This window comes from Streptomyces zaehneri, assembly GCF_032248645.1.
In the GTDB taxonomy this organism is placed as follows: Bacteria; Actinomycetota; Actinomycetes; order Streptomycetales; family Streptomycetaceae; genus Streptomyces; species Streptomyces coriariae.
Genome location: NZ_JASTTJ010000016.1, coordinates 143,384 through 165,809, shown reverse-complemented (window position 1 = coordinate 165,809; position 22,426 = coordinate 143,384). Strand labels below are relative to the sequence as shown.

General features: G+C 73.2%; 22 protein-coding genes and 2 pseudogenes. 12 read left to right on the top strand and 12 right to left on the bottom strand.

Features of this window, described 5'->3' with window-relative positions; all coding sequences use genetic code 11:
* Window positions 1-36: 36 nt before the first annotated feature.
* From QQM72_RS25425 to chpG, 8 genes are all read right to left on the bottom strand, one after another.
* Window positions 37-903 (bottom strand): tyrosinase family protein, encoded by an 867-nt coding sequence (locus tag QQM72_RS25425; RefSeq protein ID WP_314223167.1) that lies wholly within the window; start codon window positions 901-903, stop codon window positions 37-39.
* The gene (locus QQM72_RS25420; protein WP_314223166.1) at window positions 887-1,369 is read right to left on the bottom strand and encodes a tyrosinase family oxidase copper chaperone; all 483 of its coding nucleotides are present in this window, start codon (window positions 1,367-1,369) and stop codon (window positions 887-889) included. The genes QQM72_RS25425 and QQM72_RS25420 overlap by 17 nt, the downstream gene beginning before the upstream one ends.
* A gap of 285 nt (window positions 1,370-1,654) precedes the next feature.
* Window positions 1,655-2,176, bottom strand: a complete 522-nt coding sequence (locus QQM72_RS25415; protein ID WP_314223165.1) for a hypothetical protein — start codon at window positions 2,174-2,176, stop codon at window positions 1,655-1,657.
* A 153-nt stretch (window positions 2,177-2,329) separates the two neighbouring features.
* Complete coding sequence (locus QQM72_RS25410; protein WP_314223164.1) at window positions 2,330-2,926, bottom strand: vitamin K epoxide reductase family protein; 597 nt, start codon at window positions 2,924-2,926, stop codon at window positions 2,330-2,332.
* On the bottom strand, window positions 2,926-3,426 hold the full coding sequence (locus QQM72_RS25405) for a DUF5949 family protein (protein WP_314223163.1): 501 nt from the start codon (window positions 3,424-3,426) through the stop codon (window positions 2,926-2,928). Before QQM72_RS25405 ends, QQM72_RS25410 begins: the two co-directional genes overlap by 1 nt.
* Before the next feature lie 169 nt (window positions 3,427-3,595).
* Entirely contained in the window at window positions 3,596-3,883 is a 288-nt protein-coding gene (locus QQM72_RS25400; RefSeq protein WP_314223162.1) for a hypothetical protein, read from the bottom strand.
* Window positions 3,884-4,058: 175 nt separating this feature from the next.
* Window positions 4,059-4,964, bottom strand: coding sequence for a hypothetical protein (locus tag QQM72_RS25395; RefSeq protein ID WP_314223161.1), 906 nt, complete (start codon window positions 4,962-4,964; stop codon window positions 4,059-4,061).
* A 283-nt stretch (window positions 4,965-5,247) separates the two neighbouring features.
* Window positions 5,248-5,487, bottom strand: coding sequence for a chaplin ChpG (gene chpG, locus QQM72_RS25390; protein WP_020132935.1), 240 nt, complete (start codon window positions 5,485-5,487; stop codon window positions 5,248-5,250).
* Between the two features lie 238 nt (window positions 5,488-5,725).
* On the opposite strand from chpG, the gene QQM72_RS25385 reads away from it, so the two are divergent.
* Genes QQM72_RS25385 through QQM72_RS25345 form a run of 9 tightly spaced genes read left to right on the top strand, consistent with a single transcriptional unit; the run spans window position 5,726 to window position 16,157 of the window.
* Window positions 5,726-6,838, top strand: coding sequence for a DUF3344 domain-containing protein (locus tag QQM72_RS25385; protein WP_314223160.1), 1,113 nt, complete (start codon window positions 5,726-5,728; stop codon window positions 6,836-6,838).
* 49 nt (window positions 6,839-6,887) lie between these two features.
* Window positions 6,888-8,063, top strand: a complete 1,176-nt coding sequence (locus QQM72_RS25380; RefSeq protein WP_314223159.1) for a glycosyltransferase — start codon at window positions 6,888-6,890, stop codon at window positions 8,061-8,063.
* Window positions 8,060-9,475, top strand: coding sequence for an exopolysaccharide biosynthesis polyprenyl glycosylphosphotransferase (locus QQM72_RS25375; protein ID WP_314223158.1), 1,416 nt, complete (start codon window positions 8,060-8,062; stop codon window positions 9,473-9,475). The genes QQM72_RS25380 and QQM72_RS25375 overlap by 4 nt, the downstream gene beginning before the upstream one ends.
* A 7-nt stretch (window positions 9,476-9,482) precedes the next feature.
* Window positions 9,483-10,793, top strand: coding sequence for an O-antigen ligase family protein (locus QQM72_RS25370; RefSeq protein WP_314223157.1), 1,311 nt, complete (start codon window positions 9,483-9,485; stop codon window positions 10,791-10,793).
* On the top strand, window positions 10,790-12,514 hold the full coding sequence (murJ, locus tag QQM72_RS25365; protein WP_314223156.1) for a murein biosynthesis integral membrane protein MurJ: 1,725 nt from the start codon (window positions 10,790-10,792) through the stop codon (window positions 12,512-12,514). Before QQM72_RS25370 ends, murJ begins: the two co-directional genes overlap by 4 nt.
* Window positions 12,501-13,241, top strand: a complete 741-nt coding sequence (locus tag QQM72_RS25360; RefSeq protein ID WP_314223155.1) for a polysaccharide deacetylase family protein — start codon at window positions 12,501-12,503, stop codon at window positions 13,239-13,241. Before murJ ends, QQM72_RS25360 begins: the two co-directional genes overlap by 14 nt.
* Window positions 13,238-14,401, top strand: coding sequence for a glycosyltransferase (locus tag QQM72_RS25355; RefSeq protein ID WP_314223154.1), 1,164 nt, complete (start codon window positions 13,238-13,240; stop codon window positions 14,399-14,401). Before QQM72_RS25360 ends, QQM72_RS25355 begins: the two co-directional genes overlap by 4 nt.
* The gene (locus QQM72_RS25350) at window positions 14,398-15,045 is read left to right on the top strand and encodes a YveK family protein (protein ID WP_314223153.1); all 648 of its coding nucleotides are present in this window, start codon (window positions 14,398-14,400) and stop codon (window positions 15,043-15,045) included. The genes QQM72_RS25355 and QQM72_RS25350 overlap by 4 nt, the downstream gene beginning before the upstream one ends.
* On the top strand, window positions 15,042-16,157 hold the full coding sequence (locus tag QQM72_RS25345; protein WP_314223152.1) for a GNAT family N-acetyltransferase: 1,116 nt from the start codon (window positions 15,042-15,044) through the stop codon (window positions 16,155-16,157). Before QQM72_RS25350 ends, QQM72_RS25345 begins: the two co-directional genes overlap by 4 nt.
* A 28-nt stretch (window positions 16,158-16,185) precedes the next feature.
* Here QQM72_RS25345 and QQM72_RS25340 read toward each other — a convergent pair whose 3' ends face one another.
* On the bottom strand, window positions 16,186-17,616 hold the full coding sequence (locus QQM72_RS25340; RefSeq protein WP_314223151.1) for a glycoside hydrolase family 26 protein: 1,431 nt from the start codon (window positions 17,614-17,616) through the stop codon (window positions 16,186-16,188).
* 162 nt (window positions 17,617-17,778) lie between these two features.
* On the opposite strand from QQM72_RS25340, the gene QQM72_RS25335 reads away from it, so the two are divergent.
* Both QQM72_RS25335 and QQM72_RS25330 read left to right on the top strand, forming a co-directional pair.
* Window positions 17,779-19,131 (top strand): carboxylate--amine ligase, encoded by a 1,353-nt coding sequence (locus QQM72_RS25335; protein WP_314223150.1) that lies wholly within the window; start codon window positions 17,779-17,781, stop codon window positions 19,129-19,131.
* The gene (locus QQM72_RS25330; protein ID WP_314223149.1) at window positions 19,131-20,375 is read left to right on the top strand and encodes an FAD-dependent oxidoreductase; all 1,245 of its coding nucleotides are present in this window, start codon (window positions 19,131-19,133) and stop codon (window positions 20,373-20,375) included. Before QQM72_RS25335 ends, QQM72_RS25330 begins: the two co-directional genes overlap by 1 nt.
* A gap of 51 nt (window positions 20,376-20,426) precedes the next feature.
* Here the strand turns inward: QQM72_RS25330 and QQM72_RS25325 are convergent.
* Window positions 20,427-20,534 (bottom strand): annotated as a pseudogene (locus tag QQM72_RS25325) (LPXTG cell wall anchor domain-containing protein); the annotation flags it as partial.
* A 420-nt stretch (window positions 20,535-20,954) separates the two neighbouring features.
* Here QQM72_RS25325 and QQM72_RS25320 point away from each other — a divergent pair.
* Window positions 20,955-21,614: a hypothetical protein gene (locus tag QQM72_RS25320; RefSeq protein WP_314223204.1), complete on the top strand. Its 660-nt coding sequence runs from the start codon at window positions 20,955-20,957 to the stop codon at window positions 21,612-21,614.
* 99 nt (window positions 21,615-21,713) lie between these two features.
* On the opposite strand, the pseudogene QQM72_RS25315 reads toward QQM72_RS25320, so the two are convergent.
* Together QQM72_RS25315 and QQM72_RS25310 are read right to left on the bottom strand one after the other, a co-directional pair.
* A pseudogene (locus QQM72_RS25315) lies at window positions 21,714-21,866 on the bottom strand (chaplin family protein); the annotation flags it as partial.
* 130 nt (window positions 21,867-21,996) lie between these two features.
* Window positions 21,997-22,224, bottom strand: coding sequence for a chaplin (locus tag QQM72_RS25310; protein WP_314223148.1), 228 nt, complete (start codon window positions 22,222-22,224; stop codon window positions 21,997-21,999).
* Window positions 22,225-22,426 lie beyond the last annotated feature (202 nt).

Sequence of the window (22,426 nt, the reverse complement as noted above, 5' to 3'; positions counted from 1 at the left end):
CTACAGGCTCACCGCGACGGGCTCACCGCGGCCCGGTCACGCGTACCGGTAGATCCGGGACGCGTCCTCCAACTGGTCCGGGGTCACGTCCCACGGGGGCAGCTTCTCCCGCCGGGCGACGACCCGGCGGTACTGGCGGCTGGTCGGCCCCGGCGGTTCGGCGGGCAGGTAGCGGTGTTCGCGGTGCCTGCGCTGCCAGCGGGTCCACAGCAGGTCGACGAAGGCGTGATGCAGCCAGAAGACGGGGTCGTTGACCGACGCGCCGCCGAGCATGACCCCGCCGACCCACCGGTGCACCCGGTTGTGGTTGCGCCAGGCGGCGCTGCCCGAGCCGGTGCCCCATCCCTCCAGCTTGTTGCGGAAGCCCCGGGTGACCGTCGAGTCCCAGGGCGCGGTGTCGTAGACGGGGTCCTGGAGCGCTCGGTCCACGTCGGTCCCGGTGGGCAGGCCGATCGGGGCGGCGGCGCGGCCGAGGTCCCGGGTGAGGAACTCCCCGTCGGTCACGTTCTCCTTGATGGTCCAGTCGCCGGTGGCGTAGGCGAACGGCCCGGTCGTCACCTGGTGGTCGGAGCGCCGTCCGTTGCCACCGAGGAGATCCCTGGTCCAGGGCGCGGCGGTCGCGGTGCGGTCGCGCGTCCAGTCCCAGTAGGGCACCGTCACCGAGGAGTCGACCCGGCGCAGTGCCTGCTCGAGGTCCAGCAGGAACCTTCGGTGCCAGGGCAGGAAGGAGGGCGCCATATGGGCCGTCCGCAGCCCTCCGTCGCCGTCGGACACGTAGTAGTCGATGTGCATGCGGACGAACTCGTCGTACTCGCCACTCCGTTTGATCTCCAGCAGCGCCTTCACGAAGCGCCGTCGTTCGGCGCTGGTGAGTGTGCTGACGTCCTTACGGGTGTAGGCCATGGTGTCCCCCCATGTGCGGGTGTCGGTGTACTGGATCCGCCGCGCGCAGCCGCTCCCCCGGGCCGAGCCCGTCCACGGCGGCACGGGCCGCCTCCAGCGGGGTGGCGTACGAGCTGTAGTGGTCGACCATGCTCAGCCAGGTGCCGTCGGCGCGGCGCATGAGGTGCAGGGGGCGGCCGTCGACCGTGATGTCCCACCGGACCTCCGCCGCGGCCGCGGCTCCCGTCGAGGCGAGCGCGCCCTGGATGTGCCGGCCCCGGTAGGTCTCGTCGAAGGAGTCCGTGGGACCGCCCTCAGCCGGGCGCGAGGGCCGGGAGGCGGTGACGACGGGGACGATCGCGAGGGCCGCGGCGGCGCCGAGCAGCCCGCGCAGCAGGTCCCGTCGCCGTGCGCGGTGCGCCGTGCCGGGTCTGCCCGTGACCACCGGCACTGCGGTCACGGGTACTCCGTCGACGCTGACGACCATGGTGTGCTCCTCGTCCGGTGCACCGGCCCGGTCCACTGATCCGGTCCGGCTGTCCGTAGCGGGTTTCTGTAGCGGGTCCCTGTAACGGGGTTCATTCGCGGGTCCGCATAGCGGGTTTCGGTAGCGGCTTTCCGCAGCGTTTCCATGGGAGTAACCGCCGGACGGCCCTCCTGGTCACCGCCCGGCGCCCGAACGGTCCGCCGGGGGCGTGGATCCGGGCACGGCGACGGGCCCGGACGACGGCGTCCGGGCCCGTGGTTCGTGGCGGTTCGCCCGCCGAAGGGGCTAGAGCCCCTCGCCCACACCGAGGTCCGCGCCGGGCACCGCCCGGAGGACCGGGGTGATCACTCCTGCCTGGGGCAGCTGGAGGTCCGGCAGGCCGAAGCGGTCCGGGTTGGGCGCGGTCAGCGGGGCGTCCAGGGTCAGACCCGGGCTCTGCGTGCGCAGGTCGGAGGCGGGGGCGGCGAGGCCGAGGTGGTTGAAGTCGCTCCCCAGGACCTCCGGCAGGGGCGCCCGCAGCCCCACACCGGGCAGCCCCGCGGCGACGGGCAGCTGCGGAACGACCCGGTCCGGAATGAGCCGGCCCTCGACGAAACGCGGCCCCTCGGGCGCGCCGGGCGTCGGCAGGGGGATCTCGCCGCCGATCGTGGGCAGTTCCACGTTGAGGGACTTCTCGACTCCGTCGAGCGGTACGGGAACGGGCACCGTGCCGATCGCGGCGGCGGGGGTCACGCAGGCTGCGGCACCGGCGGCGGCCGCCACACACGTGATGACTGCGGCGAGGGTTCCTCGGGTGGTCGACTTCATCTCGGCTACGGGCCCTTTCGGAGGGGTTCGGGGGCGTTGCGTCCGTACCGGGTAACGAGCCGGAAAACGACATCAGTTCACAATTCCCCCGAGTGCCCTAATAGTGCTCCCGCCATATAGCGCTAAGGACACACCAGTACGACGGACGAATGGTCAGCTCGTCCAGAAATCCCACCATCGGGTCAGGATCAGCATGCCGATCACCCCGATGTGCAGCAGCGGCAGCACCCAGGTGAATTCGGCGAGGAAGTTCCGCACTCCGGCCGGGGCCGGCAGGAACGCGTGGCGTACGTCGAACGCGACGACGTACCAGAACATGAGGATCGTGGCGATCCAGGCCAGACAGCACCACAGGCACAGCGCGTTGATCCGGTACAGGGACTCGAACTGCAGCCAGGACACGAACCCGACGCCGAAGAGGCAGCCGCCGGTGAAGGTCAGCCAGTACCAGCGCGGGAAGGCGGCACCGGCCAGCAGGCTCACGCCGACGCACACGACGATCCCGTAGGCGACCAGGCCCAGCATCGGATTGGGAAACCCGAACGCCGAGGCCTGGTCGCTCGTCATGACGCTGCCGCAGGAGACGACCGGGTTGAGGCTGCACCCGGGGGTGAAGCCGGGGTCCTCCAGCAGCTTGAACTTGTCGAGGGTGATGACCCAGGCGGCCAGCAGTCCGGCCGCACCGGTGAGGACGAGCAGCAGGGCGTACGCGCGGCCGCCGCCCGCGGGCGCCGGGTGCGGCCGGCGCATCAGCCGCGCAGACTGCGAGCGGGCAGGACGATGTGCGCGGCGGCCGTCAGGGTCTCGTGGGCGCCCGCGAACGCGGCCAGCTGGTCGGGGGTGACGGCCCGGCCGGGAACGGCCTCCGGCCAGGCGCGGGTGGTGAGGACGAGGTAGGCGTAGCCGCGCTGCTCGACGGCCGCGAGCCACTCCTGCGGCGGCAGGCACTGGGCGTTGAGGCCCGGCATGTTCAGGACGGCCGCACCGGACTGGACGAGCAGGGTGAACGGCAGGCTGGGCCGCTCGGTGCCGTCGACGACGTCCCCGCCGACGGGCATGCCGTTGTCGGTGAGCAGACGCGCGACGGCGGCGGCGGTCCCCTCGGGGCCTTCCGCGGTGTCACCGAGGGAGTAGGCAAGGAGGTAGGGCATGTCGCTGCCGTCGGGGGCCTCGCCGCTCCACGGCATCACGACGAGGGTGCCAAGGTCGGCCACGCGGAAGGGGCGGGTTGCGCTCGGGGTTGAGGTCACCGCGCGACCCTATCGGCGCATCGGGGGGCGTTCGGGCGCGTTCTCACCCGACCGGAGGACCCCGGTCCGTTGCTCCACACGAACGAGGGACGCGCCGCTCGACCCGCCTCGAACAGCGCCGAGGGCCGGTCCCGTCGGTGACGGGACCGGCCCTCTCGGGAAAGGCGGCTCAGCCCCGGCGCGGCAGCCCGCCGAGGAGGGCGTCGTGGTTGTTGAGGGCACCCGTCGCGCCCTTGACCGTGCTGAGCACGGAGTCCTTGTTCTCGGTGTCGAGCGCGTCCGACTGGTGCTGGAGCGGCATCGCGTCCTCCAGGTTGACGGGCCCCCTGGTGAGGGTGTCCACGGCACCGTTGAGGCTGGTGGGCGTGAGGTCGGCGGGGGTCGCGAACGCGGGCGCGGCGGCACCGGCGAGGACCAGGGATCCGGCAACGACAGCGGCAGCCTTCAGGGACTTCATCGGATTCCTTTCTTCGGCGACTCGGAGACTCGGCCACTTGGCGAATCGGCGACTCGAGCCACCAGGGAAATTCTGACGTCGTGCCTAACGAGCCCCGCCGAGAGCGGAAACCGTGTGCGCGGAAAATTTCCGCACCCCGGCGGAATGCCGGGGTGCGGAAACCAGGGAGCGAGCGTCAGCCGGCGGGCAGCGCCGGCACCGCCGCGGCCGGAGCCTCGGCGGGCAGGGTCGGCAGGGTCAGACCGGCCCCGGCCAGCGTCGCGCTGAACAGGTCGAGCAGGCTGGACACCACCTCGGTCACCGCCGGGGCGACCTGGCTGGCGTCGCGGGACGTCGCGGCCGCGAGAAGAGCGGCGACCGCCTTGTCCAGCGCGGCGACGGCGTCGGCCACCGGGACGGCGGCGGCCTTCGCCTTGGCGTCGTCACCGGCCTTGCTGAGCACGGGCTTGGCCGGCAGGGCGGCGGCCGTGTCGGCGGGCTTCGCCGGCAGCACGACAGCCGAGTCCGCGGGCACCGCGGGCTTCGCCGGCAGCACGACAGCCGGGGCGGCGGGCACCGCGGGCTTCGCGGGGACCGCGGCGGCCGGGTCGGCCGGCTTGGCCGGGACCTCGGCGGCCGGGTCGGCCGGCTTGGCCGGGACCTCGGCGGCCGGGTCGGCCGGGACCTCGGGCTTCGCCGGGACCTCGGCGGCCGGATCGGCCGGCTCCGCCTCGGGGTCGGCCGGAGTCGCCGGAGTCGCCGGGGTCGCCGGGGTCGCCGGGGTCGCCGTGATCTTGGCGACGGCGGCCTTGACGGCGTCGCCGAGCTCGGTCGCCTGGTCGGCGGTGAGCTGGCCGTCGTCGGCCTTGAGGACGGTGTTGAGGAGGTTGGCTACCGGGGTCAGGACAGTGCCGATCTCACCGAGGCCCTGGGCCTGGGCGAGCAGCGCGTCGGTGCCGGCGACGGGCGTATTCGACGCCGCGGCGTTGCGCTCACGGGCAGCGGCTCCGTCGGCCGCCATGGCGGCGGGTCCGGCGATGCCGAGGACGAGGGTGGCGCAAAGTGCGGTGGAAGCAATACGCCGTACGGGCAGACCACGCATGGGGAAATCCTTTCGATTGCGTCGGGTCTCGTTCCCACCGTGCAAACGACCGTCGCCCTCCGCAACACCTCGATCGCTTTGCGTGACGACCGTTCGCCCAGCTCAGTCGCATCACCCCTGGTGAGAGGGCCTGTCAAGGTTCACCGAGCGTGTCGGGGCGACGTCCCCCCATTCGGGGCAAGGTCGCCGGCGGCTCCCCCGCAACGCGAACGGCCGCCCTCCTGGCGGGAGGGCGGCCGTTCGGCGAATGACGTGTCGTGACCTCGAAAAGAAAGAAGAGACGTCAGTCGTTGATGCAGGTGTTGCCGAACGCCGGGTTCAGCAGGCCGATCACGTTGATCGTGTTGCCGCAGACGTTGACCGGAATGTGCACGGGAACCTGGACGACATTGCCCGAAAGCACGCCCGGGGAGTGCTCGGCGACGCCGTTCGCGCCACTGTCGGCGGCGGCGATGCCGGAGGCGCCGGCGACGGCCGCGGCGGCAACGGAGGTCAGGACCAGGCCCTTCGCGATACGCGACATGGAGAGGTGCTCCTTGGGGTTTTGACGCAAACACCCGGGCGGGGATGCCCGGCGCTGAGGTCAACGCGCGGGGCTCGCGGGGGTTGTGCCGCCGAACGAGTGATGTCACCGGAGTCCGACTTCACCATTCCGACACACTTGTCCGGTTTCTGCGGATTAATCCGGACAGCAGTTAGAGTTGCGCCCCATCCGACGCACGCCTATAGCAAGCAAATCGCACGAAAGGGCACCGCCGGTCATGCGTAATTCCCTGGGTCCGCTGCTACGCCGCGCAACAGTCGGCGTTCTCGCCCTCACCGCCCTCTGGGCACCCGGCGGCGCCCGGGCGGCCGGCGCGCCGCCCGCCGCGGAGGCACGGCAACTCGCCTTCGCACAGCGCTACCACGCGACGCAGCACGGCGGGATCGTCCGCGCGGCCAACGCGGCGATCAGCTGCCGCACCACCACCACGCCCACGGGCAAGGCGGCGCCCTCCTGTCCCTCCGCGCGCCAGGGCGGGGCGGCCGTCAACAACGCCTTCAACATGTTCTACGTCGACGTGGACCGCGACCCGAACACCTACAACTCCTCCCGCGCCGAGGTCCGGCTCCCGCGGGGCGCGCGGGTGTCGTACGCCCGGCTGTACTGGGGCGGCAACCTGCGCGTCGGTGAGCAGAAGCCGCCGAAGGACAACGGGCGGGTGCTGATCGCCGAACCCGGCGGGGAGTACAAGGCGGTGCTCGCGGACACGGTCGTCGGCCACCGGGTTGCCCAGGGCGCCGACGCCTTCCAGGCCTCCGCGGACGTCACCGAGCTGGTGCGCGCGAGCGGTCAGGGCCTGTACACGGTCGCCCAGATCAATGTGGCCATGGGCCGTTCCGCGGCCGGCGCGTGGGGCGGCTGGACGCTGGTCGTGGCCTACGAGAACCCGACGGAGCCACTGCGCGACCTGTCCGTCTGGGACGGCTTCGACACCCTCGGCTCCCCCGCGGGCAAGGAGATCCGGCTGCGCGGGCTCGCCGTTCCGCCGGGCGCGGGCGGCCGGGCCGGGCTCGTCGCGTACGACGGCGACCGCGGCCGAACGGGTGATTCGCTCATGCTCTCGACCGGTGGCCGGACGGCCGTCCCGCTCACGGACGCGGTCAACCCATCTGACGATGTGTTGAACTCCACGATCAGCGAGCCGGGGGAGGCTCCGGCGGCGCGTGTACCGGCGTACGCCAACACCCTCGGCTACGACTCCGACGTGTTCGATCTGCGCGGCGGATTGCGGCGCGGCGGTGACCAGCTGACCGTTCGGCTCGTTTCCCACCGGGACGCGGCGTGGGCCGGGGCGCTCTTCGTCGCCGTCGACACACGGAAGAAGAGGTAGGCGCGTTCCCGCCCGTCCCGAGCGCCACCGTGAGCGAGGAAACCGCGCAATGCACCAGCCAGAACCCGACGTCAGCCCGCGGGTCCTGCATCTCACCCAGCCCGTGGACGGCGGGGTCGCCCGGGTCGTGGCGGATCTGACGCGGGCCCAGCTCGCGGACGGCCTGCACGTCACCGTGGCCTGCCCGGCCGGCCGGCTCGCCGGGGACCTGCGGTCCCTGGGCGCGGACGTGCGGCACTGGGCGGCGAGCCGGTCGCCGGGTCCCTTGCTTTTCGGTGAGGTACGACGGCTCGTACGCCTGCTCGACGAGGTACGCCCCGACCTGGTGCACGCGCACAGCGCGAAGGCCGGACTGGCCGGGCGGCTCGCGGTACGCGGGCGGATCCCGACCGTGTTCCAGCCGCATGCCTGGTCCTTCGAGGCGGTGGGCGGGACCACCGCGGCACTGGCGCTCAAGTGGGAGCGTTTCGGAGCCCGTTGGGCGGACCGCCTGGTGTGTGTGAGCGAGGCGGAGCGCACCACCGGCCTGCGTGCCCGGATCGGCGGGCAGGTCAGCGTCATCCCCAACGGCATCGATCCCGAGCGCTTCCACCCGGCCTCCGTCGACACCGTACGGGCCGCCCTCCTGCCCGGACTCGAGTCGGCCGCCCCGCTGGTGGTGTGCGTGGGGCGGCTGTGCCGGCAGAAGGGGCAGGACGTCCTGCTGGCGGCGTGGAGGGACATCGCACGGAAGGTGCCCGGCGCCCGGCTGGTCCTGGTCGGCGACGGTCCGGACGGGGAGCGGCTCCGGTCCCGTGCGCCGGAGTCGGTGCTGTTCGCCGGGGCCGTCGCCGATGCCGTGCCCTGGTACCAGGCCGCCGACCTGGTCGTGCTGCCCTCGCGCTGGGAGGGCATGGCACTGGCCCCGCTGGAGGCGCTGGCCTGCGGGCGGCCCGTGGTGGTGACCGACGTGGACGGCGCCCGGGAGAGCCTGCCGGCCGCGCTCGCGTCCCGCTGTCTGGTGCCCGCCGAGAACCCGGCGGCGCTCGCCGGTGCCGTCGCCGGACTGCTGCTCGACCCGCTGCTGCGCGAGTCGCTCGGCCACCAGGGACGCCGCCACGTCCTGACCACGCACGACGTGCGGCGCACGGCCGGGGCGGTCGCGGGCGTGTACCGCGAACTGCTCACGACCACACAAGGGGCGCGCGTCGCGCCCACCGAGTGCAGGGAGTCCATCCACTCGTGACTGCGGAAAGCACCGTCCCCTCTCCCGGCGCGCAGCCCGGGTACTCGCCCGTCTCGGTCATTCCGCGACGGGAGAGCGGAGCGGGATTCCGGTTCCCCACCCGGCGGCCCCCGGCACGCCCCGCGTCGCCGCTGCCGCTGCTGTTCGCCGACGGCCTCGCCACATTCGTGGGAGCGCTGGCACTGACCGGGGCGCAGCGCCGCCCCCTGCTGGTGGCCCTGCTGGTAACGGCGACCATACTGCTGCGCCCGCAACGTCCGCGTCCGGTGGCGGGGGTGCTGGACGAACTGCCCACCGTCTGCGGCCGCATCGCGGTGGCCTGGCTGGCGCTGGGCACGCTCGTCGCGGCGTGGAACCCGGAGCACGCGCTGTCGGTCCGCACCCTGGCCCTCGGATTCGCGGCGCAGGCCGCGGCCGGCTGCGCGGGCCGCGCGCTGGTACACCTGCGGCACCGCCGGGCGCTGCTGCGCCGTCCGCACGCCGCGCTCGTCATCGGCCCCGCCGCGACCGCGCAGCGGGTGGCCGCCGCCGTGCTGCGGCACCCCAGGTCCGGGGTCCAGCCGGTGGGCATCGTCGCCGAGTTGCCGGACGGCGCCGACGGGCTGCCGGTGCTGACCACGGGTCAGGAGGTGCAGCGGGCCCTCATCCAGAACGGCGTCCTGGACGTGCTGTGCGTCCACCCCGCCGTACGCACCGTGCAGGGCCCGCTGCTGCGGGCGCTCGCCGAGTCGGGCTGCACGGTGTGGGAGGTCGACGCCGACACCCCCTCGTACGCGAGCCGTGAACAGCTCGCCGGGTTCTCCTGCCGGCGTCTCGACATGGGCGCCCGGCGCCGGGTCAGCCTCGGCAAGCGGCTGCTGGACATCTCGGTCTCCGGGGCGCTGCTCCTGCTGCTGAGCCCGCTGCTGGCGGTGTGCGCGGTGGTGGTGCGGCTGACCGACGGGCCGGGGGTCGTCTTCCGGCAGGAGCGCATCGGCAAGGACGGCCGGCCCTTCACGCTGCTGAAGTTCCGCACCCACCGCCCGGTCGACGAGCACGAGGCCGCGACCCGGTGGAGCGTGGCCGGCGAGCGGCAGATGAGCCGCTTCTGCCGCTTCCTGCGCCAGACCTCGCTGGACGAGCTGCTCCAGCTGTGGAACGTCCTGTGCGGCGACATGAGCCTGGTCGGCCCACGCCCCGAACGCCCCTACTTCGTCGGTCAGTTCAGCCAGACCTACCCCGGCTACGCGGCCCGCCACCGGATGCAGACCGGCATCACCGGCCTCGCTCAGGTCCAGGGGCTGCGCGGGGACACCTCGATCGAGGACCGGGCCCGCTTCGACAACGCGTACATCGACAACTGGTCGCTGTGGCAGGACATCTGCATCCTGCTGCGCACCGCGGCCGCCCTCGTGCGACCGACCGGGAGCTGAATCGCCGATGACCCTCGCCCTGCCCCTGCCCCGCGCCCGGACGCTGTCACCGGTCCTGCCCGTGGTCGCCGTGGTCGCCCTGCTCGGCCTGCCGATCGGCCCCGGCGGCGAGGGCGGCGCCGGACCGGCCGACGCGCTGTCCGCGCTGGTCGTGCTGTTCTGCGCGGTCCGGCTGCTGCGGCAGCGGCGGCGCCCGCTGTCGCGTACGGCCGCCCTGGTGCTCGGACTGCCGGTGGTCGGGCTGGCGCTCGCCGCGATGGGCGCCTCCTCGCCGGGGGCGGGGCTCTCCGGTCTGGGCCGCTACCTCCAGATCTTCGTGCTCGTCCCGGCAGCCGTCGTCCTCCTCGTCCGCGACCGGGCCGACTTCCGGGTGCTGGCCTGGTCGTTCGTCGCTCTCGCGGGGTGGCAGGGGGCGGTCGGCGTCCACCAGTTCGTCACCGGGACCGGCGCCTCCTACCAGGGCGAGAACATCCGGGCGGTCGGCACCTTCGGGCCGCAGGACGTGATGGGCATGGCGACCGTCGTGGCGTTCGGCCTGATCTGCGCCGTCGGACTGGCACTCGGCCGGACCCCGGTACGGCAGCGCGCGATCGCCGCCTGCTCGGCGCTCGCGCTGCTGGTGCCGCTCGCGCTCTCCTTCAGCCGGGGCGCGTGGATCGCGACCGTGCTGACCTGCGCGATCCAGCTGGCGCTCGCCGGGCCGCGGCGGGCGCTGAAGGTGGGCGCGGTGACGGCCGCGGCCGGGGTGATCCTGGTGGGCGGCTTCGGGGTCGGCTCGGCGATGCTCCACGAGCGCGTCAACAGCATCACACAGGTCAGGGACGCGCCCGACCGGTCGGTCACCGACCGGTACACGATGTGGGCGGCCGCGGTCGGCATGTGGCGCGACCAGCCGCTGACCGGCGTCGGGATGAAGGGCTTCCCCGAGCACCGCGACGGCCACGCCTCGCTCGCGCTGTCCTCCGGCAGCGACACCGACGGGGCGGGCGGCGGATTCGTCAAGCAGCCGCTGCTCTCCCCGCACAACATGTACCTGCTGATCCTCAGCGAGCAGGGCCTGATCGGGCTGCTCGCCCTCGCGGGCGGCTGGCTGGCGATGCTGGCGTGCGGGCTGCGCGGATGGTTCCGGGTCCGGCGCCGCGGACCCGGCCTCGACTGTGCGCTCGTCGCCTGCGGCCTGCTGATCTGGCAGCTCGTGGACTTCGCGTACGCCGACATCGGCGGCCCGTCGACCGTGCTGACCGCCGTCGTCTTCGGGGCCGTGGCCTGGTGGGCGCTGGCCGGCGCCGGTGGCCGCGAGGAGGCGCTCGCCCGATGACGGTCACACCTCCCCGGACGCCTCGCACGGACGGTCCCGCCTCCGTGCCGTCGGCGCGGTCCGCCGCCCGGTCCGGGGAGACGGCCGACGAGGCCGCCGCAGCGACCGCCGCGGCGGCCTACGAGAAGGAGGACGACGGACAGGAGGACGGCGAACTTCCCCCGGCCTCGCGTCGGTTCCTCGCCAAGGCCACGCTCGTCACCGCTGTCCTCTCCGTCGCCGGGGCCCTGCTCGGGCTGGTGCGGGACCAGGCGCTGGCCCGGCTGTTCGGGGCGGGCAGCGACACCGACGCCTTCCTCGTGGCGTGGACCGTGCCCGAGTTCGCGGCCACGCTGCTCATCGAGGACGGGCTCGCGTTCGCCCTGATCCCGGCGTTCAGCATGGCGCTGGCCCGCCGCTCCCAGGGCGCCCCCGGCGACCCGGTCCGCGCCCTGGTCGCCGGCACGCTGCCCCGCCTGTCGCTGGCCTTCGTCGCGGTGGGCGCCCTGTTCATCGGCCTGGCGCCGCAGCTGGTCGAGGTCCTCGCCCCGGGCCTGCCCGACCCCGCGCTCGCCGTCGACTGCACCCGGCTCACCGCCACCTGCGTGGTGAGCTTCGGGCTCGCCGGGTACTGCAGCGCCGCCCTGCGCGCGCACCGGCGGTACGGAGCTCCCGCCGCGATCTACGTCGCCTACAACGTCGGCATCATCACCGGGATGTTCGTGCTCGGCGGGCGTTGGGGGGTGCGCTCGGCGGCGGCCGGGGTCGCGGTCGGCGGGCTGCTGATGGTCCTCGTCCAGCTGCCCTCCCTGCTGGGCCGGCTGAGGAAACGCGGAGCGGCCGAGGAGGCCTCCGCGCCGGAGGAGGCCCGGCCCCTCGACACCCTGCTCCTCACGACCGTGCTCCTGTTCGCGCTGTGCCGGCAGTCCCAGGTCCTCATCGAGCGCTTCCTCGCCTCGCAGCTGCCGGCCGGGGCGATCTCGCACCTGAACTACGCGCAGAAGGTCGCGCAGATGCCGATGATCCTTTCGGTGATGGTGTGCACGGTCACCTTCCCGGTGGTCGCGCGGGCGCTCGCCGAGGGGGACACCGAACGGGCCCGCTCCCGGGTGGAGCGGGATCTGGCGCTGGCCGCGTGTGTCGTGCTGCTGGGCACGGCCGCCGTGCTGGCCTGCTCGCCGCAGATCATCGAGGTTCTCTTCCAGCGGGGCGCGTTCACCGCGAAGGACACGGCGGCGACGGCGGGCGTGATGCGGGTGTACGCGCTCGGGCTGCTCGGCCAGACCCTGGTGGGCGTGCTGGTCCGCTCCTACTTCTCGGCCGGCCGAGGCTCCTGGTACCCGGTCGGCGCGATGGCCTGCGGGATCGTCGTGACCTCCTGGATCGGCGCGCTCAGCGTCGGCCCCTGGGGCGTGTACGGGATCGCCGCCGCCAACGCGATCGGCATCACCGTCACCGCCCTCGTCCTGCTGGCCGGGATGGGGCCGCGCAGCGTTCCGGTCGAGTTCCGGGGCGTGCTGCGAGAACTGAGCCGGCCGGTGCGGGCGGCGCTGGTGGCCACCCTGGCGGGGTCCTTCGCCGCCGGGCGGTTCGCCGACCCCCTGTCCGGTCTGGCCGCCGGTGGGCTCACCGTGACCGTCGTCTTCCTGCTGCTCGGCCGCGCCCTGGGCTCCCAGGGCGTCGTCTCCGCACTCCGTTCCGTACGTTCCGCGACCCGAAGGTTCTCCCATGTCCGCTCCTGACCACAGCAGACGCACTCCCGTCCCGTGGGTGGCGATGTACCACTCCGTGGGGGACTGCTCCGAGGATCCGTACCGCATCACCGTCACCCCCGAGCGGCTGGAGAAGCAGCTGATGTGGCTGCGCCGGCGCGGGCTGCGCGGCGTCTCCATGGCGAAACTGCTCGCCGCCCGCGCCCGGGGCGAGGGCCGCAACCTGGTCGGTCTCACCTTCGACGACGGGTACGCCGACTTCCTCACCGAGGCGCTGCCCGTGCTGCGCCGCCACCGCTGCTCGGCCACCCTGTTCGTGCTGCCCGGCCGGCTCGGCGGCGACAACGCCTGGGACCCGCTGGGCCCGCGCAAGCCGCTGCTGACCGCCGACGGCATCTGCCGCGCGGCCTACGAGGGCGTCGAGATCGGCTCGCACGGCCTCACCCACGTCGATCTGACCAAGGCCGACGACCTCACCCTCAAGACGGAGACCGCCGAGAGCCGCGCGGCCCTCACCGCGTTGCTCGGCACCGAGATCGACGGCTTCTGCTACCCGTACGGGACGATCGACCAGCGCGCCATGGACGCCGTACGCGAAGCCGGTTACGGCTACGCCTGCGCGATCGACCCCGGCTCGCTGAACGGGCTGCACGCCCTTCCCCGCCTGCACATCGGGCAGAGCGACAACTTCCTCCGCATGCATCTGAAGTACCGGCTGCACCGGTTGCGCCGACAGCCCGTCGAGGGGCTGCGGTGAAGGCACTGCACATCATCACGGGGCTCGGCGTCGGCGGGGCCGAGCAGCAACTTCGGCTGCTGCTGCGGCACCTGCCCGTCGAGTGCGAGGTGGTGACGCTGACGAACCCGGGGACGGTGGCCGACGGGCTGGCGAGCGACGGGGTCCGGGTCGTCCACCTCGGCATGGCCGGCAACCGTGACCTGGCCGCGCTGCCCCGCCTGGTCCGGATCATCCGCTCCGGCGGCTACGACCTCGTCCACACCCACCTCTACCGGGCCTGCGTGTACGGCCGGCTGGCCGCGCGGCTCGCCGGGGTCCGCGCGGTCGTCGCCACCGAACACTCCCTGGGCGACTCCCAGATGGAGGGGCGGAAACTGACCTCCGGGGTCCGCGCGCTCTACCTGGCCAGCGAGCGGCTGGGCCGCACCACGGTCGCCGTCTCCCCCACGGTCGCCGACCGGCTGCGCGGCTGGGGGGTCCCCGCCCCCCGGATCGAGGTCGTGCCCAACGGCATCGACCTGGCCCGCTTCCGCTTCGACCCGGACGCCCGCCGGCACACCCGGCGCCGCCTCGGCCTGCCCGACCACGCCTGTGTCGTCGGCGGCGTCGGACGGCTCACGGCGGGCAAACGCTTCGACGTCCTCATCCACGCCCTCGCCCGGCTCCCCGCCGACCACTGGCTGTTGCTGGTCGGCGGCGGTCCCGAGGAGAACGTGCTGCGCCGCACCGCGCACGAGGCGGGGGTCGCCGACCGGGTCCTGTTCACCGGCGAACGCCCCTGCGTTCCGGACGGCACCCCCGGCCCCGACCTGCCCTCCCTCACCTCCGCCATGGACCTGTTCGTCTCCCCCTCCCCCGAGGAGACCTTCGGTCTGGCCGTCGTCGAGGCGCTGGCCTGCGGCCTGCCCGTGCTCTACGCCTCCTGCCCCGCGATCGAGCAGCTGCCCGCCCGGTTGAGGGGCGCCCGCCGGGTGACCGGCGGCACCGAGGCGTTCGTCCGCGCGCTGACCGAGGCACGCGCCCAGCCCCCCGGCCCGCGCACCGCCTCCGAAGCCGCCCGCCACTACGACATCACCCGCAGCGCCGCCCAGCTCATGGACGTGTACGCGGCCACCGTTTCCGGACCGCCCCTGCTCTCCCCCGCCACCCCGACACCCCAGGGAGTCAGTTCCCCATGACCGAGAACCCCCGCCGCCCCGCCGCCCTGCGCCGCGCCAAGGCGCTCCCGCCCTGGTCCCTGCTCGCGGTCGGCGCCGTCGCCGGCGGGCTGCTCGGCGGCACGTACGGCGTCCTCAAGCCGCCCGCTTACACGGCCACCGCCTACGTCGTCGCCGTCCCCACCGAGAAGTCCGACCCGGCGTCCGCGCTCGGCTTCGCGCAGGCCTACGGCCGGGTCGCCACGCAGCTGGCGGTGCTCGGGGACGCGCAGGTGTGGGCAGGCGTGCCGGTGAAGACGCTCCAGCAGAGCGTGCAGACGGCGACCTCGCCGGACGCGCCGATGGTCTCGATCACGGCGACCTCCTCCCGGGCCGACCTGGCCGCCGACATGGCCAACGCGGTCTCCCGCTCGCTGACCCAGCACGCCAGGAGTTCCAGGGCCGCCACCAACGTCGAGCTCCAGCAGTTCGCCCGCGCGGTCCGGCCGACCGGCCCCTCCTCGGTGTCGCCGACGGTGACGGGTCTGGTGGGGGCGAGCGCGGGCGGTCTGCTCGGCGGACTGCTGCTGCTGGTGCGGCCCAGGCGGGACCGGGAGGACGAGGCCGCGCGCCCCGCCGCCGTCCCCGGCCCGGCCTTCGCCGCCGACGCCCACGGAGCGCTGTGAAGCCGACGTTCACCACCGAACTCGTCACCGACGAACAGGCCTTCGCCGCCCTGGCCCCCGCCTGGGGCCGGCTGTACCAGCGGTGCGCGAGCGCCACCCCGTTCCAGAGCCACGCCTGGCTCCACTCGTGGTGGCTGTCGTACGGCAGGCGCGGCCGGCTGCGTCTGCTGCTGGTCCGCGACGGCGGTGAACTCGTCGCCGCGGCACCGCTGATGGCCGTACGCCGACCCCTGCCGGCGCTCGTGCCGCTCGGCGGGGCGATCTCCGACTACGGGGACGTCCTCGTCGACGACGAACAGGGCGAGCATGCCGTCGCCGCGCTCACCGAGGGCCTGGCGGCGGCCGCCCGCACCGCGCTGATCGACTTCCGCGAGGTGCGTCCGGGCGGCGCGGTGGAGCAGGTCTACGAGCGCTGGCGAGGCCCCCGGCGACGGGTGAGCGACTCGGTGTGCCTGGAGCTGCCCGCCGTGCCCATGGACGAGCTGGTGTCCCGGCTGCCGTCGGCGAAGGCCCAGCGGGTGCGCGCCAAGCTGCGCAAGCTCACCGCGCTGGGCGTCGAGCGTCAGGTCGTGTGCCCGGAAGAGGTCGACTCGGCGCTGCGCCGGCTGCTGGAACTGCACCAGTTGCAGTGGCAGGGCCGGAAGGTGACGGGCGAGCACCTGCGGACACGGTTCTGCGAGCACCTGGTGCGCTCGGTCGGGCCGATGGTGCGCTCCGGGGACGCGGTGGTCACCGAGTTCCGGCTCGACGACGACGTGGTGGCCGTCGATCTGACCCTGCTGTCGCGACGGCTGGCCGGTGGCTACCTCTACGGAGCCCATCCGCGGCTGCGCGAACGCAAGGCGGACGTGGCGGTGATGCTGCTCGACGCATGCGCCGAGCACTCCAGGAGCGGGGGCCGCGCCGCGCTCAGCCTGCTGCGCGGCAACGAGCCCTACAAGCACCACTGGCGACCCGAACCGGTCGTCAACCAGCGCCTGCTGCTGGCCCGTCGGCGTACCGCGCCGCTGCTGTCGGCGGTCGTGTGCGACGTGGCCGCGCGACGGCGGGGCAAGGAGTTGCTGCTCCGGCTGGAGCAGCGGAGGGAGCGTGACGGTGGCGGCAGGTCCTGACGCGGGCCTGCCGCCACCGCACCGCGGTTCACTCGTCGCCCGACCACCAGTCCAGCCGGAAGCACAGCTTGCCGCCGATCCAGTACTCGACCCACTCGCCCAGGTCCATCGGGGTGCAGTTCACCGTGGGTTCGACGGGAGGCTCGGTCGTGGGCGCCGGGGGCGACGGCTCGACGGAGGGCACCGGACTCGTCGGCGGCGTGCTCGGCTCGTCGGTGCGGCCGGACATCAACGAGCGGTAGACGACCGACGACCGGGGGTTCTGCCCGCACTGCCACACACCGTGCGGGCAGTAGTCCGTCACCGTGTTGTACAGCGGTTTGTGCTCGTCCATCCAGGCGAGCATGCGCCGCATGTATTCGGGGTTGTCACCGTTGCGGAAGAGTCCCCATTCGGGATAGGAAATGGGCTTGCCATGGCTTTTGGCGAAGTCCACGTGCGCCTGAAGCCCGTAGGGTTCCTTCACCTGCTCGTCGAAGGACAGGCCGGTCGGCTGGTCGTAGGAGTCCATTCCGAGGATGTCGACCGTGTCGTCCCCCGGATAGCACTCGGTCCACGGAACGGCGTCCTTGCCGCGGCTCGGCGTGAAGTCGAACCTGAATTCCTGGCCCGGCACCGAGCGCATTGTGGAGACGATCCTGTTCCAGTACTTCTTCCAGGCCTCCGGGTCCGGCCCGCACCGATGGGTGTACGTGATGCCGTTCATCTCCCAGCCGAGCACGATCACCGTGTCCGGCACCTTCAGCGCGACCAGCCGCTCGGCGAGAGCCCTGAAGTGGTGATCGAACTCCCCGGCCGCACCCTGCCGCAGAAGCCCGCGCACCTCCTCGTCGGACACCCCCTCCTCGTTGCGCTCCATCATGGGCACGTTGAGGACGAGCATGCGGTCGTCCTTCTCCAGCCTCCAGTCCGCCCACACGTCGAGGAAGCCGGGCGGACCTTCGATGTTGTGCCACAGGTCGCCCGGCAGGTAGGTGTGCCCGACGCGCAGCTCCGCGCCGTCCAGCCACTCGCTGAGCTCGGCGATCCGGGCCACGCCCAGGGCGCCGTAGTCGAGGTAGGCGCCGAACGCGGGGTCGCTGTTCGCGGGCGGGACGGCCGGGGTGGACGGCGTGACGGTCTCCGCCGGGGACACCGACGCCCCGGGGGCCACCGACGCCCCGGGTACCACCGGTGCCTCGGGGACCACCGGCGTCTCGGGGACCACCGGTGCCTCGGGGGTCACCGACGCCGCCGGTGTCGCGCCCGGGACGGGTACGACCGGGCCGGGCTCGGCGGGTGCGGGGAGGGTCGACGCGGCCGCCGGGACGGTCGGGGTGGGAGCGGGAGGATCAGCGACCCGCACCACCCCCGCGCCCGCGGCGAATCCAGGTCCGGACGCCAGGACGGCCGACGCCGCGACCGCTGCCGCGACGACGGCCAACCGGCGGGACCGCGCGCGTCGCTGCTGTGGAGCCATGCCTGCTCCTTTCTCCACTTTCACGTAACGCGCAAGGACCGCGCGTTACTGACACTCAGTCATATGAAAGTCACACGAAAAGGAATTACGCCACCGCCGTTACGGCTTTCGAGTGTCTCGATCGCTCATATCGGTGAACTGAACCGAAGGACCCGGAAACACATGCCCGAGTCGCTGCTCGACACCCGCGTCCCCGCCGTTCTTCTGCGGATCGACCGGAATCCCTTTCACCACGGAACGCTGGGTGCCGTGCGCTCTCTCGGCAGAGCCGGAATCGACGTGCACGTGGTCGCCGACTCCACGGGAAGTCCCGTACGCAAGTCCCGTTTCGTACGCCAGTTGCATCCACCGCCGCCGCCCGGCGCCGCCCTCGCCGACATCGCCGCCACGCTGCTGCGGGTGGCCGCCCGCATCGAGCGGCCCGCCGTGCTGATCCCGATGGACGACGCCGGCGCGGTCGCGGTGAGCCGCCTGCGCGAGGAGCTGGCGCCCGCCTACCTGCTGCCGCAACAACCCAGCTCGGTGCCCGAACGGGTCGCCGACAAGGCGGAACTGACCAGGCTCTGCGCGGCCGCGGACGTGCCGCACCCGCTCACCGTGACCCCGGACAGCGCGGCACAGGCCGCCTCCGCCGCCTGGCGGCTCGGTCTTCCGGTGGTGGCCAAGTGGAGCCGGCCCTGGCTGCTGCCCGCCGATTCGGGGCTGCGCAGCACGGTGGTGGTGCGCTCCACCCAGGAGGCGCGCGACCTGTACCTGCGCACTCCCGAGGCCGGCAGCCAACTGCTCCTCCAGGCCTTCCTCTCGCCGGGCCCAAACCGCGACTGGTTCTTCCACGGATACGCCGACCGCTCCGGCGCGGTCGGCGGCGGCGGCCCCGGCCGCAAACTGTGCGCCTGGCCCCGCGGCGCGGGGCTCACGGCGGTGGGCGAATGGACCGAGAACCCAAAGGTGCGGACCCTCGCCCAGCGACTCACCGACGAACTCGGCTACCGGGGCATCTTCGACCTCGACTTCCGCCGCTGCGGCGCGACGGGCGACTACCACCTGCTCGACTTCAACCCGCGCCCCGGCGCCCAGTTCCGGCTCTTCACCGACGGCGCCGGACTCGACGTCGTCCGCGCCCAACACCTCGATCTGACCCACCGTCCGCTGCCGGCCGGGGTGCCGCTGCCGGGCCGGGCGTTCGTGGTGGAGAACTACGCGCCGCTGGCCGCGCTGCGACCGGCGCGCCGCGGCCGTGAGCTGGCCTGGCACGCGTGCGACGACACCGCTCCCGGCCGGGCCATGTGGGGCCTGTGGGGCGCCCATGTCGCCCGTCGGCTGCTCGACCGGCTGCGCCGGGCCGGCGCCTCGGGCGCGGCCGGGGTCCGGCCCCGCGTGGTCCGCCAGGCCACGCCGCCCACGCCGTCCCTGACGGACCTGACCGAACCGCCGCCGGGCGCACCGGCCCCGACCGCGTCCGCACCGACCGCACCGACCGCACCGACCGACGACGAGAAAGCGAGCAGTTGCTGATGTACGACCTGCTGGTGGTGGGCGCGGGCCCGTACGGCCTGTCCATCGCGGCGCACGCCGCGGCCGCCGGGCTGAAGCTGCGGGTCTTCGGCCGGCCGATGGCCTCCTGGCGCGACAACATGCCGGGCGGGATGTTCCTGAAGTCCGAGCCGTGGGCCTCCAACCTCTCCGACCCCGCGGCCCGCTGGCGGCTCGACGCGTACTGCGCGACCCAGGGCGTGACGGCCCGGCACGGCGAGCCGATCCCGGTGGAGATGTTCGCCCGGTACGGGCTGTGGTTCGCCCGCAACGCCGTCCCCGAGGTCGACGAGCGCATGGTGACCCGGATCGTGTCCCGGCCGGGCGGCTTCGAGGCGGTCACCGCGGACGGCGAGACCGTGCGCACCCGGACGGTCGCCCTCGCCGTGGGCGTCATGCCGTTCGTCGAGATCCCGGCCGCCCTGCGCGGACTCTCCTGCGACCTGGTCTCGCACAGCAGCCACCACGGTGACCTCGACCGCTTCCGCGGCCGGGACGTCACGGTGATCGGCGGCGGCCAGGCGGCTCTGGAGACGGCCGCCCTGCTCGCCGAACAGGGCTCTCGGGTAAGGGTGTTGGCCCGCGCCGACCGGCTGCGCTGGAACGACGTGCCGGCGCCGTGGGAGCGCCCGTGGTGGCAGTCGGTCCGCTCCCCGCAGAGCGGGCTCGGCTGCGGCTGGCGCAACTGGTTCTACGCCGAACGCCCCGGTGTCTACCGCCGGCTCCCGGAACCGACCCGGGCACGCATCGCGGCGACGGCGCTCGGGCCGGCCGGCGCCTGGTGGGTGCGGGACCGGGTGGAGGGCTCCGTGCGGGTGCGTCTCGACCACGAGGTGACGGCGGCGCGAGCGGTCCCGGGCGGGGTAAGGCTCGAGGTGGCCGGAGGGGACTCCTTCGAGACCGAGCACGTGATCGCGGCCACCGGCTTCAAGGCGACCCGTGACCGGCTCGGCCTGCTCTCCGGCGAACTGCGCGGGGCGCTGGCCGCGGTGTCCGACGGTTCCCCCGAGGTGGGCCGGGACTTCGAGTCGTCCCAGCCCGGCCTGTTCCTGGCCGGACTGGTGACGGCGGCCGGCTTCGGCCCGGCGATGCGCTTCGTGTACGGCGCGACCTTCACGGCGGGAACCCTCGTCCGGGGCGTACGGCGCCGGCTGCACACGGGCGTGCCGAGCGGGGCGATCCCGGCACCGGGTCGGCACGGGGCGGCGGAGACCGTACGGCGTTGAGCCGGACGGGTCGTGGGTGCCGGGCGCGAGGGCGTCCGGCACCCACTGTTCTCACCTACGGGACGCGGCTCGGCCTCGCCGGTACAGGACGGCGCCGCCCGCGATGAGCGCCGCGCTGACGCCGGAGGCGGCCAGCAGAGCGGCACGGTCGCCGCCGGTGTGCGGCAGCTGCGGCGGCGAGCTGTGCTCCCCGCCACCCTCCGGAGGCGCGGTGTGCCCGCCGTGCGGAGGCTGACCGCCACCGCCGCCGTGCGGGGGCGGGGTGGAGTGATCACCGTGCGGGGGCGGGGTCGAGTGACCGCCGTGGGGAGGCGGAGTCGAGTGGCCACCGTGCGGGGGCGGGGTGGAATGGCCCCCGCCGGGCGGGGTGGAGTGACCGCCGTACGGAGGCGGCGTGGAGTGACCCCCACCGGGCGGAGTACTGCCACCGCCGTACGGAGGCGGAGTCGAGTGACCACCGTACGGAGGCGGAGTCGAGTGACCCCCAGCGGGCGGAGTACTGCCGCCGCCATGCGGAGGCGGAGTCGTGTGACCACCATCCGGCGGCGTCGTGTGACCACCTCCGGGAGGCGGGGTCGTGTGACCGCCACCGCCGCAGGTGTCGCCGTAGCCCCCGCAGTCGTCCCCGGGCCCGTGGTCCTCGTGCCCGGAATCCCCGTAAGCGGAGTCGCCATCGCCCGAATCGCCGTGACCGGAGTCGTCGTCGCGGGACGCGCCGGGACCGGAGTCTGCGTGACCGGAGTCGGCGTGACCGGAGTCGGCGTGACCGGAGTCCCCATAGCCCGAGCCCCCATGACCAGAGTCCCCATAGCCGGAATCCCCGTGGCCGGCGTCCCCGTAGCCGGAGTCGTCGTCACGGGACTCGCCGTGACCGGAGCCCCCGTGATCGGAGTCCCCGTAGCCCGAGCCCCCATGACCAGAGTCCCCGTGGCCGGAATCCCCGTGGCCGGCCTCCCCATAGCCGGAGTCGTCGCGGGACTCGCCGTAACCGGATTCGGCGTGATCGGAGTCCCCGTAGCCCGAGCCCCCATGACCAGAGTCCCCGTAGCCGGGATCGTCGTGACCGGCGTCCCCGTAACCGACGTCGTCGTGACCGGCGTCCCCGTAACCGACGTCGTCGTGACCGGCGTCCCCGTAACCGACGTCGTCGTGACCGGCGTCCCCGTAACCGGCGTCCCCATAGCCGGCGTCCCCGTAGCCGGAGTCGTCGTCGCGGGACTCGGCGTCGTCATCGTGTGATGCGCCATCTGAGCGATGGTCTTGCGCGTCCGTGAGGCCGGCACAGGAGTTGGCGAACACCGGGTTGAGCGCGGCGATGACGTCGACCGAGTTGCCGCATGCGTTCACCGGGACGTGCACCGGGGCCTGGACGGCGTTGCCCGACAGGACCCCGGGCGAACCCTGGGCGGCTCCTTGGGCTGTCGAGTCGGCGAGGGCGTTGCCGCCCGCGTACAGGGACAGAATGCCCGTCGCGGCGGCGGCCGCGACCATTCCCCTGCTCAGGGTCTGTCGCAATCTCGTTGTCTTCCTACTTGGAGAAGTGGGAAAAGCCGGCCCTGGACCACAGGTGTGTCGTCCAAGGCCGGCCTCGATCCAGCGGTACGGCTGGTGTGCCGCGTCGTCAGTCGTTGAAGCAGAAGTTGCCGGCGGCCGGGTTCAACGCGGCGATGACGTTGACGGTGTTGCCGCACACGTTGATCGGAATGTGGATCGGAACCTGGACGACGTTGCCCGACAGGACGCCCGGCGAGCCGATGGCCGCACCGTTGGCACCAGCGTCGGCGAAGGCGGGAGCAGCCCCGCCGAGGGCCAGGATCAGACCCGCGACAACAGCAGCGCTCTTCTTCATGAGTTTCCCTTCTCTGCGGTCATGCCCAGATGACGGTCGAAACCGAGCGAGCGCAACTGGAACGGCTCGCACCATGACCCGCAAGCTGCAAACGAGAGATAGACAGCCGAAGAAACCAAGAAACGCGCACCGTAAGGGAATTCACTCGAACGCCTTCAGGTAATTGACACGAATGGTCCATTAGCGAGGAAACGATTCGCCT

Bases quoted from the DNA above. Each gene is read 5' to 3' on its own strand.
- QQM72_RS25425 (WP_314223167.1), bottom strand. From the start codon at position 903: ATGGCCTACACCCGTAAGGACGTCAGCACACTCACCAGCGCCGAACGA.
- QQM72_RS25420 (WP_314223166.1), bottom strand. From the start codon at position 1,369: ATGGTCGTCAGCGTCGACGGAGTACCCGTGACCGCAGTGCCGGTGGTC.
- QQM72_RS25415 (WP_314223165.1), bottom strand. From the start codon at position 2,176: ATGAAGTCGACCACCCGAGGAACCCTCGCCGCAGTCATCACGTGTGTG.
- QQM72_RS25410 (WP_314223164.1), bottom strand. From the start codon at position 2,926: ATGCGCCGGCCGCACCCGGCGCCCGCGGGCGGCGGCCGCGCGTACGCC.
- QQM72_RS25400 (WP_314223162.1), bottom strand. From the start codon at position 3,883: ATGAAGTCCCTGAAGGCTGCCGCTGTCGTTGCCGGATCCCTGGTCCTC.
- QQM72_RS25395 (WP_314223161.1), bottom strand. From the start codon at position 4,964: ATGCGTGGTCTGCCCGTACGGCGTATTGCTTCCACCGCACTTTGCGCC.
- chpG (WP_020132935.1), bottom strand. From the start codon at position 5,487: ATGTCGCGTATCGCGAAGGGCCTGGTCCTGACCTCCGTTGCCGCCGCG.
- QQM72_RS25385 (WP_314223160.1), top strand. From the start codon at position 5,726: ATGCGTAATTCCCTGGGTCCGCTGCTACGCCGCGCAACAGTCGGCGTT.
- QQM72_RS25380 (WP_314223159.1), top strand. From the start codon at position 6,888: ATGCACCAGCCAGAACCCGACGTCAGCCCGCGGGTCCTGCATCTCACC.
- QQM72_RS25370 (WP_314223157.1), top strand. From the start codon at position 9,483: ATGACCCTCGCCCTGCCCCTGCCCCGCGCCCGGACGCTGTCACCGGTC.
- murJ (WP_314223156.1), top strand. From the start codon at position 10,790: ATGACGGTCACACCTCCCCGGACGCCTCGCACGGACGGTCCCGCCTCC.
- QQM72_RS25360 (WP_314223155.1), top strand. From the start codon at position 12,501: ATGTCCGCTCCTGACCACAGCAGACGCACTCCCGTCCCGTGGGTGGCG.
- QQM72_RS25350 (WP_314223153.1), top strand. From the start codon at position 14,398: ATGACCGAGAACCCCCGCCGCCCCGCCGCCCTGCGCCGCGCCAAGGCG.
- QQM72_RS25340 (WP_314223151.1), bottom strand. From the start codon at position 17,616: ATGGCTCCACAGCAGCGACGCGCGCGGTCCCGCCGGTTGGCCGTCGTC.
- QQM72_RS25335 (WP_314223150.1), top strand. From the start codon at position 17,779: ATGCCCGAGTCGCTGCTCGACACCCGCGTCCCCGCCGTTCTTCTGCGG.
- QQM72_RS25330 (WP_314223149.1), top strand. From the start codon at position 19,131: ATGTACGACCTGCTGGTGGTGGGCGCGGGCCCGTACGGCCTGTCCATC.
- QQM72_RS25310 (WP_314223148.1), bottom strand. From the start codon at position 22,224: ATGAAGAAGAGCGCTGCTGTTGTCGCGGGTCTGATCCTGGCCCTCGGC.